The organism is Enterobacter sp. RIT418 (assembly GCF_003057745.1).
Lineage (GTDB): Bacteria > Pseudomonadota > Gammaproteobacteria > Enterobacterales > Enterobacteriaceae > Enterobacter.
Window position 1 is genome coordinate 87592 of record NZ_QBJD02000014.1, and the last position, 16399, is coordinate 103990.

Consider the following 16399-nt stretch of genomic DNA (forward strand, 5'->3'; position numbering starts at 1 on the left):
GATGCGGGCGTGGGGAAATTATTAATAATATCGATCGATAAATTACCATTGATTGGTTAAAACGATCTGTAAAGTAAATTAAATATTATTAATTGTTTTTAATCAGTGAGTTGTAATTATAGATGCGACAGGCAGTGGACTAAAAGAAGTGCGATATTTTCAGGGCGGAACTATAATATAAGCGTTGTGCGAACGGTGGGGAAATGAAGCTTCCGTTTAACGGGAAATGAAATTTCCTGCGCAGGGCGGCGTGTTAATTATTCGTAATCTTAAATCATATTCTGGTTGCGTAAAGTTAACGGCAGAACCTTATTTAAGAGGATTGCTTCTCCTTTTTAACATCCACAACATTATTCACAACAGAAAGATCGAATTTGCGGTTACCGCTTTATGGGTAAATAGGTTACAGGCACGTAAAATACCGAAAGGACGATGAGGTAAAACCGGCTGTGAATGCCGCTCGATCCCTGCGTGATATAAGTCTGGTGAATGGTTTATATTGCAAACCGGCGTCGCCTTCGCCACAATAGCCGCCCTTTTGAATAAAACTTGAGCAGAGATGAGCCGTCGTATTTTTAGCAGCCTGTTTTTCCTGACATTATTTTTCTGCGGCAGCGCCATGGCAGTCAATTGCCAGCGGGCCGTTACGCCCCTGGAAAACACGATTTGTAATAACGACAACCTCCACTGGCTGGACAGCACGCTGTCGGTCATTTACAACCAGGCGATCCTGCGCGAGAACGTCGAGCACATCGACAAAAAGTATTACGAGTGGGAAAAGCTGCTGGAGAAATGCACTTCGGATGCCTGCATCGAACGTGCGTACTACGCCGGGATCAGCGCCATCTCTGATACCAACCGCGACTTCAAGTGGGAAGGAAAGTGGTGGAACATGCTGGCGCCCAACATGAGCGGCGGCGTGATCCAGTTCAGCCGAAACGCCCAGTGGAGCGTAACGCTCGACATTCGCGCCTGGGCGGGGCTTAACCACGACGAATTTACCGCGGAAGCGCGCCGCCTGTACGGCATGCTGGTGGTGGAAAAGGTGGTCGATACCAGCAACTGCAAGGCGCTGCTGATCCCGCGAAAAGACGACTATTTGCAGGTTTACAGCAACACCGACTGGGGCTGCCGTTTATCCATGCCGACGGGCGTTTTCCTCGACGGTGCCTACAAGCTCTCCGACACCGACCCCCGGCCAAAGGCCACGCTGCTGTCGCTGGGAATTTTTCCGGACGCCGCGCTGGATGACAAATTCCGCAGCCTGGTCGGCGCGGATTATCAAAATTTCGTCGACAGCGCCAACGTCTACATCTACCAGAATGATATCGATAATATCGGCGCCCGCGTGCTCTCCATGTGGGTTCAGGGGGCCGCGAACAGCCGCACGGCGATAATCATGTATACGCCAAAAGGGGAAATTTGGGCGGGACGCATCTCCCCCGTTAAGGGCGGCGGGCTGGAGCTGCACTACTACAGCACCGACGGGAACGACCAGCGCAAAATGCCGCGCACGCTGGCCGCCTGGAAGCTGCGCTTTCTCGATGAATAATCGCGCTAGCCTGCGCGCAGGCTAGCGCCGCGCCGACATTACGCCAGCGTCCCCACGATGGTTAAATCGCTTTCGTCCGGCACTTCGTTATAGGAAAGCACGTGCAGGTTGCTGGCAAACAGCCTGGCGTAGCGTGAAATCAGCGGCCGCAGCTGCGGCGTCACCAGCAGCAGCGGCGGCATTCCCTTCGCCTTCATCTGCTCCTGAATCACCGGCATGGTGTTCTGCAATTGCGTCAGTATGTTCGGATCGACGGCAAAGCTGTCCAGCGCCACTTTACCCGCCTGCTGCGCCTGGTTTAGCGCCCCAAGCAGGATATTTTCCAGCGCGTTATCGATGGTGTAGGCCGACAGCTTCTGGCGGTCGCCGTTAATGGCGTGAATGATCGCCCGGCGCAACGCATAGCGAACGTCTGAAGTCAGCAGGAGCGGGTCTTTGGTCACCGCCGAGCTCTCAAGCAGCGTCGAGGCGATGGTCACAATATCCTTCAGCGAAACCTGCTCCAGCAGCAGCTGGCGATAGACGCGAAGCAGCACGCTAAAGTTGAGCGCATTAGCGAGATCGTCCGCCAGCTTCGGCGCCTGCTGCGCCAGGCGCGCGTGCAGGTGCGTGATGTCGTCATAGTTAAACAGGTCCGGCAAATGCTCACGCGCGACCTTATTGACGTGCGTCGCCACCACGCTGGCACAATCCACCACCTGATAGCCATAGTTCAGCGCCGTTGCTTTCTGCTCGGGGTCGATCCAGACGATCGCCATTCCGTAGGCCGGATCGGTATCCAGCACGCCGTCAATTTCGCCGTACAATTCCGCCCCCGGGATCGCCATCAGCTTTTCGGCATACACTTCGCCCATCGCGGTACGGATGCCGTTGATGTAAATCGCGTACTGGGCGGGCTTCAGGCGGAAGTTCTCGCGCACGCGGATCTCGGGCAGCAGCACGCCGCACTGTTCGGATACCACCTGGCGAACGCCGCGTATGCGCTGGGAGAGCGGGCTGCCTTTCGCGGTGTCGATCAGCGATACCAGCTTATAGCCGAGGTTCAGGCCAATCGGCTCGACCAGCGGAATACTCTCCCAGCCGATGGTTGGCGTGGCGTCGGTGGCGAGCGCTTCGCTGATGGCGTCGTAATCGGCCTCCTTGCTGGCGGGCGCAACGACTTTGCTCTGCCGCCAGGCGGCAAACAGCAGCAGTCCGGTGAAGCAGAGGAAGGCGATGTGCGGCATGCCGGGCACAATCGCCAGCACGAACATGACGAACGCGGCGGTATACAGCACTTTCGGCTTCGCCAGCAGCTGCGCCTTGATTTCATCGCTTACGTCGTCGCCGTCGCTAACGCGCGTGACGATAATCGCCGCCGCGGTGGCCAGCAGCAGGGAAGGGATTTGCGCCGCCAGGCCGTCACCGATGGTCAGCAGAACGTACTGCTGGAAGGCGTGGCTGGCATCGAGATCGTATTTGAAAATCCCGATGCAAATCCCGCCGATGACGTTGATGACCAGCACCATGATCCCGGCGATGGCGTCCCCGCGCACAAACTTCGACGCCCCGTCCATCGCGCCGTAGAAGTCGGCCTCTTTCGCCACCTCTTTACGGCGATCCCGCGCCTGGTTCTGGTTTATCAGCCCGGCGTTCAGATCCGCGTCGATCGCCATCTGTTTGCCCGGCAGGGCGTCCAGCGTAAAGCGCGCCGACACTTCTGAAATACGCTCCGCCCCTTTGGTCACCACCACGAAGTTGATGATCATCAGGATGATAAAGACCACGAAGCCGACGACGAAATCGCCGCCGATCACCACCTGACCAAAGGCTTCGATAACCTTACCGGCCGCCCCTTCGCCCTCGTGGCCGTGGAGCAGCACCACGCGGGTGGAGGCCACGTTCAGGGTCAATCGCATCAGGGTGGTGATCAGCAGCAGCGTCGGGAAGACGGCAAAGTCCAGCGGGCGCTGCATGTTGACCGCCACCAGCAGCACCACCACCGCCAGCGCGATGTTGAAGGTGAATAAGATATCCAGCATCAGCGGCGACAACGGCAGCATCACCATTGCCAGAACGCTAAGCAGGAGTATCGGAACGCCTACGCGTCCGTTGCGGAGTATGGCAAGCGTCTGCTGTAACTTACTGTTCGCCATCTGCTTTTAAGACCTCTTTTGGAATGTTTATCTGCCTGTTCAGGCGGGGTTTTTGTTCAAGCTGGCCGGTGCGCCAGGATTTAAGCTGCATGACGTAGGTCAGCACGTGCGCAATGGCGCGAAAAAGCTGCGCGGGGATTTGCTGGTTAACCCGCGTGGTGTGATAGACCGCGCGCGCCAGCGGCGGAAACTCTACGATTTCTATCTGGTGGGTGCGCGCCACGTCGCGGATGTGCAGGGCAATATCGTCCATCCCTTTCGCCACGATGTAGGGCGCTTCGGCTTTTTTCGGGTCGTATTTCAGCGCCACCGCGTAGTGCGTCGGGTTGGTAATAATGACGTCCGCATCCGGTACGGTGCGGTTGATTTGCCCCATCGCCATCTGGCGCTGCAGCTGGCGAATACGCCCCTTAATCTGCGGGTTACCGTCGTTGTTCTTATGCTCTTCCTTAACCTCCTGCTTGGTCATGCGCATTTTTTTGGTGAACATAAATTTCGCCAGCGGCACGTCGAGCAGGGCAAAGATCACGATCACGGTGATGAAGTAGACCAGCACGTGGTGCAGGATGCCGAACCCCTGATGAATGGCCTGGTTCAGGTTTAGGCGCTGCAGGTGCAGCAGCGGGTTCAGCGAGCTGTGAACCATGCTGTAAAGCACCGCCAGAATAATGCCGCACTTGAGCATCATCTTGCCGACGTCCACGTAGTGGCTGCTGGAAAACAGGCGCTTTGCGCCGCTAATCGGGCTGAGCTTTTTGAAGTCAGGCTTGAGCTTTGAAACGGTAAACATCCAGCCGCCGGGCACCAGGCTTGCCAGGATGCAGGCAACGGGGATCGGCACCAGCGTGCCGATAAAGCGGACGATCACCCACACGTTGAGCAGCAAGAACTGGCTTAGCGCCCCGTCGTCGTCGATGCGCCCGGCCATCATGCCGACCGCGTTAAACGACTCGCCGACCAGCTGCTTGTAGTAGGGGAAAAAGGTGCTCATGGTGATAAATGAGGCCAGCAGCCCCACCGCCATGGTGAGGTCTTTCGAACGCGGCAGGTCCCCTTTTTCACGCGCCTTACGCAGCTTTTGCGCTGTGGGTTTTTCGCTTTTATCGCCGCCGCCGGACATCAGTGCGTCCTCACGGCTTCAAGCCTGGCCAGAATGTCGTTGGTCAGGTTGAGATAGTGGTCGGGAATATTGGTCATCATCATCGAAATACAGAGCAGGCCAAACAGCATGCTGATCGGAAAGCCCAGCGAGAACAGGTTGAGCGTGGGCGATACGCGGTTCAGCAGCCCAAAGCCGCCCTGGACGATCAGCATCACAAAGGTGGTGGGAAGGGCGATAAGCGTCGCCGACGACATAATCCAGCCCAGGCTCTGAACGATAAGCAGCAGCGTCGGCCTGTTGATCGCCTGGCCGATAGGCCACCAGACGAAGCCCTTGTAGAGAATGGTTACCACCAGCAGGTGCCCGTCCATCACGAAAAACAGCAGGCCGCAGAAGGTGTAAATCATCTGCGAAATCACGGTGGTCGAACTGCCGTTCACCGGGTCGTTCATCATCGCCATGCCGAGGCCCATATTCATGGAAAGAATATGCCCGGCGGTTTGCAGGGCCACGAAAACCAGCTGCATCGCCATGCCAAACAGCATGCCCCACATCAGCTGTTCGCCCGTGAGCAGGATTGTGCGCATCGACATCAGTTCGGTAATCAGCACTTTTTCCGGCAGCATCGGCGTGATGATGACGGCGAGCGCGAGGGCGAGAACGGTTTTAATGCGTCGGCTAAAGGCGCGGTTGTCCAGCACCGGACAGAAGTGCAGAAACGCGAGTACGCGAAAGAAGGGGAAGACCAACGCCAGCAGGGGGTTAATCAGCGTATGAATATCAATACCCATCGCCCGCTAGCCCACCAGCGCCGCCGCCTGCTGAAAAATATTGACGGTGAAATCCACCAGCTGGGTAAGCATCCATTTACCGCCAATAATCAGCACCGCCAGGGTCACCAGAAGGCGTGGCAGGAAGCTTAGCGTTTGTTCGTTAATTTGCGTGGTCGCCTGAAAAATACTGACGCACAGGCCGACGATCAGGCTCGGCACAATCGCCACGGCGGAGATAATCAGCACCAGCTTGATGCCGGTGGCCATGATGTCCCCGGCGATATCCATCGTCACCATCGCTAAAGCCCCTGCACGCTGGAGGTGAGCGTACCGACAATCAGCGTCCAGCCGTCGCACAGCACGAACAGCATCAGCTTGAAGGGCAGCGACACGATCAGCGGCGACAGCATCATCATCCCCATCGCCATCAGGATGCTGGCAACAATCAGGTCAATGACCAGGAAGGGAATGTAGATCATAAAGCCAATCTGGAACGCGGTTTTCAGCTCGCTCAGGAGATAGGCCGGGGTCACGACCGTGAGGTCCTGCTCTTTCGGGTCGCCCGACACGCCGGCAATCGACATCATCTGCGACATCGCCTTATTGCTGGTCTGCGCCAGCATAAAGTGCTTCAACGGCACCTCCGCCTTGCCGAACGCCTGCTTCAGGGTGATTTCGTCATTCTGAAACGGCACGACGGCGTCCTGGTAGATCGTGGTCCACACCGGGCGCATCACCAGCAGCGTCAGGGCCAGCGCGATGCCGGTCAGGATCTTGTTCGGCGGGCTTTGCTGCAGCCCGAGCGCCTGGCGGAGGATCGCCAGCACGATGATGAACCGGGTGAAGCAGGTCATCATCATCAGCATCACCGGGAGCAGGCCCAGCAGCGTCATCAGGATCAGGATTTCAATTTTGACGTTGTAATCCTGGCCACCGTCCGTCGTCGCCGAGCTGAACAGCGTGATATCGCCGTTGGCCGCCAGCAGCTGCGGGGAAACGAGCAGCCCGCCCAGCAGCAGCCACGGCAGCGCGGCGCGAAGTGGTGCTCTCATCGGGTTAACTCGCCCAGCTCTTTGCTGTTGAACTCCAGAATGCGCAGGCCGTATTTGTCGTTAAGCACCACGGCTTCCGCCTTACCGAACAAAATGCCGTTCACTTTAATATCCAGCGGCTCGCCCGCCATTTTGTCCAGCTCCACCACCGAGTCGTGGCCTACGGTCATCAGCTCGGCCAGCGACACCTCAACGGAGGCCACTTCCAGCGTCAGGGTGACGGGAATGCGGCTAAACAGCGCCATTTTGCGCAGGTCGTCGATGGCCGCCGGGGATTCAGGCTCGGCCTGAATATCCATACGAATATTCCCCTCGACGGTCTCTTCCCGCGGCATGTCGCCGAGATTCAGGTCGCCAAAATCCAGGGACTGGCTCAGGTCTTGTTGCAGATCACTCATAATGCTTCTCGATGGTTCTGTCGTTTAATTCACAGAGGAATAACTTGCCGCTATCTTCAGCGATTTTGGCGTCAAAAATCTGTTCTTTACCGATATATACCGGAACATTGCTATTAATATTGACCGGGATGATGTCTCCGGGCTGGATTTTGGCCAGCTGGGCCACGGTCAAATTGAGGCTGGCAACCTGGCCATTCAGCTTCAGCGGCAGGCCGTAAAACATCTTCTCAATCTGCGCCCGGGTAGGCGGCTGCTGGCGAGCCGATGCGTTATCTGCATCGGGCGAACGCAGTCGCGCCAGCATTCGGTCAACATGGGCGTTATCAAACAGCAGCGTGAAGCTGCCCTCGTCGTAGCCTTCCAGCGTAAACGTCACGCACCAGGACCACTGGTTGATCACCGTGGTGTTATCGCTTTTAACGTCAAACTCTTCGCCGAAGATCTCTTTATCGATTAACAGCCGGGTCAGGTCCAGACCGATTTTATTTTTTAAGCGGTCTTCCGTTTTGGTCACGGGCTGATCGATATCCAGCGATTTATTGCGGCTCTCTTTTCCCAGTCCGTAATAATCGTGAAGAATTTGTAATAACAACGTTCGTTCAATATTAAAAGCAATCGAACCTAACGGTGTGGCAAATATTTGGGTGTTTTTATAATGTTTATCGATGGCATAGGTCATCGATTTTAGCGCCACGTTAACGCGCAGCTTTTTAAGAAAATAAATACTTAAGCGCGCGTCGAAAATATCAAAACTGTCGTTCATCATTTTCGGCAGTTTATGCCACGGACGCCCAAGCTTGCTCACGTCGAGTTTTACCATATCGGGGAGCGCCTGACGTTGGTAGATTCTGATTCTCTGAGGAGCTGCTGGCATAGGTCTTCCGGATCACACACGCCCTAAGCGTAAAATAGCTTATCGGCATAATAAATATTTAAGTTTCTGGTGACCGTGTCGCTTTATCAGTGAGTCGGTCTCTTTTCCTGTAAAGGCTGATTACAGAGAGCCTTTATTAGGGATAGGCATTAGACGCTGATAGGCTTTCATAATCAAGATGCCTTTCATTATTAATTCGTTATTTCAGGCCAATTAATATGCATTAATTGTTTCTGTAAGTGCATGATATTTATAGATTAAAGTTTTAATACCCATTAAAAACAAGACAATTCCTAACGGGGCGTTATACTGCGCGTCAGTCATGAGTCTCCGGCGTTGAAAATACCGGATTAATTCATATTATCTCTATTCGAATACACGCCCTTAGCTATGTGCCATAAATGGCGCATAAGGCATGTATGCGCCCTGAGTTAACAATTAGCTTAAATGTTGGTGAGTTGTTATGAGTATTGTTATTGAACATGAAGCCCGTAATGAAAATGGATTTATTGCCAGCGCGCCTGAAAGCATAAATGTATTTTCATTAGCACGTCGTGTTGCGAAATATAATGTGTCGGTACTCATTACGGGCGAAACGGGTACAGGGAAAGAGTGTGTTTCCCGCTACATTCATGAAAACGCCCTCGGAGCCGATGCGCCTTACGTTGGCGTTAACTGCGCCGCTATTCCTGAAAGCATGCTCGAAGCCATTTTATTCGGCTACGAAAAGGGTGCATTTACCGGCGCGGTGACAAGCGTTGCCGGTAAATTTGAACAGGCAAACGGCGGTACGTTACTGCTGGATGAAATTGGCGATATGCCGCTGGCGCTGCAGGCGAAATTACTGCGCGTGTTGCAGGAGCAGGAGGTTGAGCGCCTCGGCAGCCATAAAAAAATCCCGCTGGATATTCGCCTGGTGGCGTCCACCAATAAAGATTTGCAGCAGGAAATTGCCGAAGGTCGTTTTCGCCAGGATCTGTTCTACCGTATTTCGGTCGTGCCGATTCATATCAAACCGCTGCGCGAGCGCCGTCTGGATATTATTCCGATGGCAATGCGGTTTATCGCCAAATATAAAGCGTTCCACAAGGGCAACGTTCGTCTGAGCGAAGAGGCGCGACACGCGCTGCTGACCTATGACTGGCCGGGCAACGTGCGCGAGCTGGAGAACGTGATCCAACGCGGGATGATCCTGAGCAACGGCGAAGAGATCACCGCCAATGACTTTGGCCTGCCGACGCTCGCGCCGCTCGCAACCTTAGACGGCGTTGACGTGATGCCCGCCTACCGCGAGCAGCAGGCTGCGCCAGCGGCCATCAGCAACGTCAAGCTGCATGGCCGAATGGCGGAATATCAATACATCATCGAACTGCTGAAGCGCCATAACGGCAATAAATCTAAAACCGCCGCGTTTTTAGGGATTACGCCCCGCGCGCTGCGCTACCGGCTCGCCTCCATGCGCGAAGAAGGTATCGATATCGAATGCTACTCATAACGGGCGCCCGAGACTAACACCATGGACAAAATTACCGCTATCGGCCTGCACGCCAGCCAGCAGGCGATGCTGGACAGAATGCGCAACGCCGCCGCCGTGGCCGCCTCAGGCTCAACCGGCAGCGCGGGGTTCATCGCGCCGGGCGCTTCCCTTTCCGGCGTCACCAGCGCGCGCGACCTCTCTTTTTCGCAGGTTCTGAACAACGCCATCGACAACGTCGACGCCTTGCAGCATTCCGCGGGGGCGAAGCAAAAGGCGATTGAGCTTGGGCAAAGCGACGATCTGGCCGGGGCGATGATTGAATCGCAAAAAGCCAGCGTCGCCTTCTCCGCCATGATGCAGGTCCGTAACAAGCTCACCACTGCGCTAGACGAAGTGATGAATACTCCGCTGTAAGGTTTTCCCGTGCTGACTAAGTTAAAAGAAAGATTTTCTGCCTTACCCGTCCCGACCGGGCGCATTAAACCGCAGTGGCTGATGGCCGCGGGCGGCGTGGCGCTGGTTGCGGCAATCGTGTTTTCCCTGTGGCGCAGCAATCAGGGCTACGTGGCGCTGTACGGCAGCCAGGAAAAGCTGCCCGTCGCGCAGGTGGTTGAAGTGCTGGGGGCGGAATCTATCGCCTACCGCATTAACCCCGACAACGGCCAGATTCTGATCCCGGAGGACAAGCTCCCGCGCGCGCGCATGGCGCTGGCGGCGAAAGGCATTACCGCCGTGATGCCGGACGGCTACGAGCTGATGGATAAAGAAGAGATGCTCGGCAGCAGCCAGTTTGTTCAGAACGTGCGCTACAAGCGCAGCCTGGAAGGCGAGCTGGCGCGCAGCATCATGGCGCTGGATCCGGTTGAAAACGCGCGCGTGCATCTGGGGCTGAGCGAGTCCAGCTCGTTCGTGATGACCAACAAGCCGCAGAGCAGCGCGTCGGTGATGCTGCAGCTGCGCTACGGCAAGCACCTGGACGAGCAGCAGGTGGCGGCGATCGTCCAGCTCGTGGCGGGCAGCGTGCCGGGCATGCAGCCCGCCAGCGTGCGCGTGGTGGACCAGGCCGGCACGCTGCTGTCGGAAAATGCCCAGCAGGGCGGCACCAGCATGGCGAGCATTCGCCAGAGCCGCGACGTCATCGACCGCATCAAAAATGAAACCACCAACAACATCGCCGGGCTGCTCGCACCGCTGTTCGGCAGCGAGAACTTCCGCATCAGCGTGACGCCAACCGTCGACATGAGCAGCGTGGAAGAGACGCAGGAGCGTCTGGGCAAAGAGCCGCAGATCAGCGACGAAAATATCTCTCGCGAAAACACCACCAACGAGCTGGCGCTGGGGATACCCGGCTCGCTCAGCAACCGCCCGGTCAATCAGCCGACCGCCGTGACGCCGCCGATGGCAGCCAATCAGCAGACGGCGCAAACCCAGACGCAGACCAGCAATCCCAGCTCCCTTTCGAACCGCAGCCAGGAGCAGCGCAAATACGCGTTTGACCGCGATATTCGCCACATCCGCCACCCCGGCTACAAGCTGGAAAAGCTGCGCGTGGCGGTGGCGCTCAACCAGGCGGCCGCGCCGCTTGCCAACATGACGCCGGAACAGCTCACCGCGCTAACGAAGCTGGTTGAGGATGCCGCAGGCATTGAAAAAGCGCGCGGCGACTCCCTGACGCTGGACAGGCTGGCCTTTATCGACAGAACGCCGGACGGCCTCCCGGAGCTGAAATGGTGGCAGGACCCGAACATCCAGTACTGGGGGCAAAACGGCGGCATTGGCATGCTGATCCTGCTCACCCTGCTATTTGGCCTGCGCCCGCTGGCCCAGCGCTACGGGCGTCGTGAACCGGCCGAGCGGGCGGCAATCGAGGGCGGTGCGCAGAGCGAGGCGATTGAGAACAGCATGGTCACCACGGAATCTGGCCTGACGGGGCTGCCGGGCCCGGCATTCAACCAGGATACGGAACTGCCGCCGCAAAGCTCTGGCCTTGAAGCCAAGGTGGAGTACCTGCAGATGCTGGCGGAAAACGAAACTGAACGTATGGCAGAAGTCTTGAAACAATGGATCAACAGCAATGAGCGAACTGATAACAAGCAGCAGCAGTAAGGGCAGCACCGCGACGGGGCGCAGCCGGCTGGAGCAGGCCGCCATTTTGTTGCTCAGCGTGGGCGAAGAGGCTGCGGCTAAGGTGATGCAGAAGATGAACCGCGACGAGGTGATCCTGCTGAGCGACACCATGGCGCGTCTGCACGGCGTGAAGGTCGACCAGGCTCGCCACGCCATGAACAATTTTTTTGACGATTACCGCGAGCAGAGCGGCATCAACGGCGCGTCGCGCAGCTACCTGCGCGGCATTCTTGAGAAGGCGCTGGGCGGTGAAATTGCCGGCAGCGTGATCAACGGTATCTACGGCGATGAAATCCGCCACCGCATGGCGCGGCTGCAGTGGGTTGATATCCCGCAGCTTGCGGCGCTAATTGAGCAAGAGCACCTGCAGCTGCAGGCGGTGTTCCTCGCGTTTCTGCCGCCGGACGTGGCGGCGGGGGTGCTCAGCGCCCTGCCGCAGGAGCGGCAGGATGAAATCGTCTGGCGCATCGCCCGGCTGGACGACGTCAACCGCGACGTCATCAACGAGCTGGACCGCCTGATCGAGCGCGGCGTGTCGGTACTGTCCGAGCACGGTTCAAAAGTGGTCGGCATCAAGCACGCGGCCAACATTGTTAACCGCATTTCGAGTAACCAGCAGCAGCTGCTCAACCAGCTCCGCGAGCGCGATGCCGAGGTGGTGGACGAGCTGGAAGAGGAGATGTACGAGTTCTTCATCCTCAGCCGCCAGACCCCGGCGACCCTGCAGCGCCTGATGGAAGAGATTTCTATCGAAGAGTGGGCGATTGCGCTCAAGGGCACCGAGCCGGTGCTGCGTCAGGCCATTTTCAACGTCATGCCGAAGCGTCAGGTGACGTTGCTGCAATCCACCACCACCCGCCTGGGGCCGGTGCCGGTGAGCCGCATCGAGCATGTACGTAAAGAGATCATGGCGACGGTGCGCCAGCTGGCGGAAGAGGGCGAGATTCAGGTTCAGCTGTTCACCGAGCAAACCATGGAGTAACCCATGTACAAAAAACAGAGCTTACCGCTGAGCGCCCTGACCCCCAGCCGCCAGGCGGTGGTAAAACCGCGCCTGCATAAATTCCCGCCGCTGCGCAAGCGTCGCCCGGTGCAAAACCTCATCGACGACGCGCGCCAGGCGCTGGACGATGCCGCGCTGCAGTCGCAGCTGCAGCAGGGCTTTCAGGAAGGGCTGAACCGCGGCTTTGCCCAGGGCATGGAAGAGGGCAAAGAAGAGGGTTATCAGGAAGGGCTGCGGCTGGGGTTTGAAGAGGGCGTGCGCAAGGGCCGCTCCGAGGGCAAAACCCAGGCGCGCCAGCAGTTTCTTGAGGCCGCGCACCCCCTGGACAGCATCATCGCGTCGATGGAAACGTTCATGGCCAACTATGAACAGCGCCGCCGCGAAGAGCTTTTGCAGCTGGTGGAAAAAGTGACCCGTCAGGTGATCCGCTGCGAGCTGACGCTCCATCCCACGCAAATCCTCACCCTGGTGGAAGAGGCGCTGGCCGCGCTGCCGCAGCAGCCGGAGCAGGTGAAAGTCATGCTGAACAGCGAGGAACACCGCCGCATCAGCGAGGCCGAACCGGAGAAAGTGGCGCACTGGGGGTTGACCGCCGACCCGGACCTGGCGCCGGGCGAGTGCCGGGTGATCACCAATACCACCGAAATGGACGTGGGCTGCCAGCACCGCCTCGACCAGTGCATGGACGCCCTGAAGGCGAACCTGCTGCCGGAATCGCACGATGAGTGATCACGACTTCGAGCAGGTTTTACGCTCGCTGGAGAACATCAACCTCGCCCGCGTGGCCGGAAGGCTGGTGCGCGTGGCGGGTATTTTGCTGGAGTGCGTCGGCTGCCGCCTCGCCGTGGGCCAGCTGTGCCAGGTTGAAGGTGCGGACGGCGAGCTGATTGAGGCGCAGGTCGTCGGCTTTGATCGCGAAGTGACCTTCCTGATGCCCTTCAAACAGCCTGCCGGACTGATGGCGGGCGCGCGCGTTTATCCCATGGACAAACAGCACGGCGTGCTGATTGGCGACCAGTGGCTGGGCCGCGTGGTCAACGGCCTCGGCGAGCCGATTGATGATAAAGGCAAGCTGACCGGCGACACCGTGCTGCCGCAGCAGCTGCCGCAGGTGCATCCGCTAAGGCGCCAGCCGGTTGATGCGCCGCTCGACGTGGGCGTGCGGGCGATTAACGGCCTGCTGACCATCGGCAAAGGCCAGCGCGTCGGGCTGATGGCGGGCAGCGGCGTGGGGAAAAGCGTGCTGCTCGGCATGATCACCCGCTACACCCAGGCGGAGGTGGTGGTCGTGGGGCTGATCGGCGAGCGCGGGCGCGAGGTAAAAGAGTTTATTGAACACTCGCTGGGCGAAGCGGGGCGGCGCAAGTCGGTGATTGTCGCCGCGCCGGCGGACGAGTCGCCGCTGATGCGCATCAAGGCCACCGAGCTGTGCCATACCATCGCCAGCTACTACCGCGATAAAGGCAAAGACGTGCTGCTGCTGGTGGATTCCCTGACGCGCTACGCCATGGCGCAGCGCGAAATCGCCCTCTCGCTGGGCGAACCTCCTGCCACCAAAGGCTATCCGCCGTCGGCGTTTGGCCTGATCCCGAAGCTGGTGGAGAGCGCGGGCAACAGCGAAAGCTACGGCTCGATGACCGCCATTTATACGGTGCTGGCGGAGGGTGACGATCAGCAGGACCCGATCGTCGACTGCACGCGCGCCGTGCTCGATGGCCACATCGTGCTGTCGCGCCACCTGGCGGAGGCCGGGCACTATCCGGCAATCGATATTGGCCAGTCCATCAGCCGCTGCATGAGCCAGGTGACGCAGCAGGCGCATCAGCGCGCCGCGCGCACGCTAAAGCAGCTTTACGCTGAATATCAAAGCATTAAGCCGCTGATTCCGCTCGGCGGCTACGTGGCGGGGGCCGACCCGCTGGCCGACAAAGCGGTCAACCTCGCCCCGGCCATTACCCATTTTCTGCAGCAGGAGGTTCAGGATGCCGCACCGCTGGAGAAAACCATTGCCGACCTGAACGCGCTGGCGCAGGCAGGATAATTTCCGATGAGCAAACTGATTAACACGCTTGAACAGCTGCACCTGCTGCGTAACCGCGCGGTGCAGGATCTCAGCGCCCGGCTGGCCACGCAGCAGCAGCTGTGCCAGCGGCTGGAAAAGAACATTCACGCCCTGTCGAACCTGGCCAACAACACCGTGCAGGAGCTGCAGGGCGGCGCGACCATGCTCTGCAACCAGTCCGTCTACAAGCGCCACATTCAGCGCGTGATCGACTGGCAAAAGCAGGAGCAGGCGCTGGCGAACGTGGAGGCGCAGAAGCTGCAGGGCAACCTGCTGGCGGAGTCCCGCCGGGAGAAAAGCCTGGAGCTGGTGCTGGCCTCGCGCCGGGAAGCCCAGCGCCTTGAGCAGGAGCGACGCGATCAAAAAACCACCGACGCGGTATCGGCACAGTGCTGGCTGCGTCAACAACAGGCACAGCGACAGCGATAGTATGAGCAATCTGATGCAGACGCTGCTAAAACGCCAGCAGCAGAAAAAAACCTACGGCACCCCGTTCGTGAGCGTGGTTTGCCCCACCTGGAACCGCCGGGCGTTTTTGCCCTATCTGCTCTACATCTTCCAGTATCAGGACTACCCGGCCGACAGGCGCGAGCTGATTATTCTGGATGACTCGGCGCAGAGCAACGAAGACCTGATCGCCATGATGGTGGACCCTGCGGTGTGCACCGTGCGCTACGTTCACAGCCCGGAGCGGCTCGATCTGGGTAAAAAGCGCAACATGCTTAACGAGATGGCGAAGGGCGAGTACATCATCTGCTTCGACGATGACGACTACTATCCGCCGAACAAAATCAGCATGCAGGTGGCGGCGATGCAGCGCAACAACGCGCTGTTTTCCGGCAGCGATACCATCTACATCTGGTACAGCCACCTTGACAAAATTTACCGCACCCACGCGTTTGGGGAGCGCCACGCGCTGAACGGCACGTTTGGCTATCACCGCAACTTCCTGAAAAACCACCACTATGATGACACCGCCACGCTGGCGGAAGAGCAGGCGTTTCTCAACAACTTCACCGCGCCGGTGCAGCAGATCGATCCGCGGGAGGCCATTCTGTGCATCTCGCACAGCGCCAATACCTACGACAAAGATTTTGTGCTCGGCTCCTGCACGCCCGTTGATCTGACGCTGGAGGATTTTGTCACCGACCGCAACCTGCTGAGCCACTACCGCCGCCTAAGCTCCGCGCCGCTCAGCGCCGCCGTGGACTGGCAGGCGTTTGGCAAGGTGGCGGTGATCTACGATCCCGAACGGCCAGAGATGCTGGAAGCCCAGCGGCAGAGCCTCGCTTCGCTGGGGTTAGGCGACGCGCAGCTGGTGCCCTTTGCCCGCACTCCTGACCACGGCGAGCTGGAGACGCACTGTGCGGTGCTGGAACAGGCGCAGCGCGAGCAATGGCACAGCGTGGTGCTGATTGATGCGGCGGTGAAATACGTGCGCAAAGAGCACTCCCTCAAAACGGTGAACCGCCTGCTTGAGCGCCTGCCCCACATCGACTGGCAGGCGGTGGTGCTCGGCGGGCGTTACGACAACATCTCCGCGCTGAAGGCCCTGCCCGGCGTGGCGCGCGTGCTGAAGGGCGGCTGCGGATGCGCCTATGCGGTGAAGGGCGACTATATCCCCACGCTGCTTGACGTTTATCGGCAGGCACATCAGCAGGGGGCGGGCCTGGACGCCTGCTGGCCGCTGCTGATGCAGGCCCACTGCTGGCTGGGTCTCCAGCCCAGCTTCGCTTTTTTACCCGAGATAAAAGATCCCGCAAGCGGCGACGTTATCGACTGTACCCACTGGTTTTTTCGCAAAAACTTTCAATGAGTATCGCCGCCACTGCCGCGGCTGGAGC

General features: G+C 58.4%; 16 protein-coding genes. 9 read left to right on the forward strand and 7 right to left on the reverse strand.

The window, feature by feature from the left end; all coding sequences use genetic code 11:
• Nucleotides 1-559: 559 nt before the first annotated feature.
• The gene (locus DBY73_RS16460) at nucleotides 560-1552 is read left to right on the forward strand and encodes a hypothetical protein (RefSeq protein WP_112012145.1); all 993 of its coding nucleotides are present in this window, start codon (nucleotides 560-562) and stop codon (nucleotides 1550-1552) included.
• 38 nt (nucleotides 1553-1590) lie between these two features.
• Here the strand turns inward: DBY73_RS16460 and DBY73_RS16465 are convergent, their stop codons facing one another.
• Genes DBY73_RS16465 through DBY73_RS16495 form a run of 7 tightly spaced genes read right to left on the reverse strand, consistent with a single transcriptional unit; the run spans nucleotide 1591 to nucleotide 7832 of the window.
• Nucleotides 1591-3687, reverse strand: a complete 2097-nt coding sequence (locus DBY73_RS16465) for a flagellar biosynthesis protein FlhA (protein WP_112012146.1) — start codon at nucleotides 3685-3687, stop codon at nucleotides 1591-1593.
• A complete protein-coding gene (flhB, locus tag DBY73_RS16470; RefSeq protein WP_181573254.1) occupies nucleotides 3674-4810 on the reverse strand; it encodes a flagellar biosynthesis protein FlhB in 1137 nt (378 codons plus the stop codon). The genes DBY73_RS16465 and flhB overlap by 14 nt, the downstream gene beginning before the upstream one ends.
• Complete coding sequence (fliR, locus tag DBY73_RS16475; RefSeq protein ID WP_112012148.1) at nucleotides 4807-5580, reverse strand: flagellar biosynthetic protein FliR; 774 nt, start codon at nucleotides 5578-5580, stop codon at nucleotides 4807-4809. Before fliR ends, flhB begins: the two co-directional genes overlap by 4 nt.
• A gap of 6 nt (nucleotides 5581-5586) precedes the next feature.
• Complete coding sequence (gene fliQ, locus DBY73_RS16480) at nucleotides 5587-5859, reverse strand: flagellar biosynthesis protein FliQ (protein ID WP_045328838.1); 273 nt, start codon at nucleotides 5857-5859, stop codon at nucleotides 5587-5589.
• Between the two features lie 2 nt (nucleotides 5860-5861).
• Nucleotides 5862-6614, reverse strand: coding sequence for a flagellar type III secretion system pore protein FliP (gene fliP / locus DBY73_RS16485; RefSeq protein ID WP_112012149.1), 753 nt, complete (start codon nucleotides 6612-6614; stop codon nucleotides 5862-5864).
• Nucleotides 6611-7012, reverse strand: a complete 402-nt coding sequence (locus tag DBY73_RS16490; protein WP_112012150.1) for a FliM/FliN family flagellar motor switch protein — start codon at nucleotides 7010-7012, stop codon at nucleotides 6611-6613. Before DBY73_RS16490 ends, fliP begins: the two co-directional genes overlap by 4 nt.
• Nucleotides 7005-7832, reverse strand: coding sequence for a FliM/FliN family flagellar motor switch protein (locus DBY73_RS16495; protein ID WP_258458744.1), 828 nt, complete (start codon nucleotides 7830-7832; stop codon nucleotides 7005-7007). Before DBY73_RS16495 ends, DBY73_RS16490 begins: the two co-directional genes overlap by 8 nt.
• Nucleotides 7833-8349: 517 nt before the next feature.
• Here DBY73_RS16495 and DBY73_RS16500 point away from each other — a divergent pair.
• The 8 genes from DBY73_RS16500 to DBY73_RS16535 are packed head-to-tail and all read left to right on the forward strand — an operon-like array spanning nucleotide 8350 to nucleotide 16371.
• Complete coding sequence (locus DBY73_RS16500; RefSeq protein ID WP_112012152.1) at nucleotides 8350-9381, forward strand: sigma-54 dependent transcriptional regulator; 1032 nt, start codon at nucleotides 8350-8352, stop codon at nucleotides 9379-9381.
• A gap of 21 nt (nucleotides 9382-9402) precedes the next feature.
• Nucleotides 9403-9777: a flagellar hook-basal body complex protein FliE gene (gene fliE, locus DBY73_RS16505; RefSeq protein WP_112012153.1), complete on the forward strand. Its 375-nt coding sequence runs from the start codon at nucleotides 9403-9405 to the stop codon at nucleotides 9775-9777.
• A 9-nt stretch (nucleotides 9778-9786) separates the two neighbouring features.
• Entirely contained in the window at nucleotides 9787-11469 is a 1683-nt protein-coding gene (fliF, locus tag DBY73_RS16510) for a flagellar basal-body MS-ring/collar protein FliF (RefSeq protein WP_112012154.1), read from the forward strand.
• Nucleotides 11438-12472 (forward strand): flagellar motor switch protein FliG, encoded by a 1035-nt coding sequence (locus DBY73_RS16515; RefSeq protein WP_112012155.1) that lies wholly within the window; start codon nucleotides 11438-11440, stop codon nucleotides 12470-12472. The genes fliF and DBY73_RS16515 overlap by 32 nt, the downstream gene beginning before the upstream one ends.
• 3 nt (nucleotides 12473-12475) lie before the next feature.
• The gene (fliH, locus tag DBY73_RS16520) at nucleotides 12476-13222 is read left to right on the forward strand and encodes a flagellar assembly protein FliH (RefSeq protein ID WP_112012156.1); all 747 of its coding nucleotides are present in this window, start codon (nucleotides 12476-12478) and stop codon (nucleotides 13220-13222) included.
• Nucleotides 13215-14534, forward strand: coding sequence for a flagellar protein export ATPase FliI (gene fliI, locus DBY73_RS16525; protein WP_112012157.1), 1320 nt, complete (start codon nucleotides 13215-13217; stop codon nucleotides 14532-14534). The genes fliH and fliI overlap by 8 nt, the downstream gene beginning before the upstream one ends.
• Nucleotides 14535-14540: 6 nt before the next feature.
• Nucleotides 14541-14984, forward strand: a complete 444-nt coding sequence (gene fliJ / locus DBY73_RS16530) for a flagellar export protein FliJ (RefSeq protein ID WP_045328822.1) — start codon at nucleotides 14541-14543, stop codon at nucleotides 14982-14984.
• Nucleotide 14985: 1 nt separating this feature from the next.
• On the forward strand, nucleotides 14986-16371 hold the full coding sequence (locus DBY73_RS16535; protein ID WP_112012158.1) for a glycosyltransferase family 2 protein: 1386 nt from the start codon (nucleotides 14986-14988) through the stop codon (nucleotides 16369-16371).
• The last annotated feature ends 28 nt before the right edge of the window (nucleotides 16372-16399 follow it).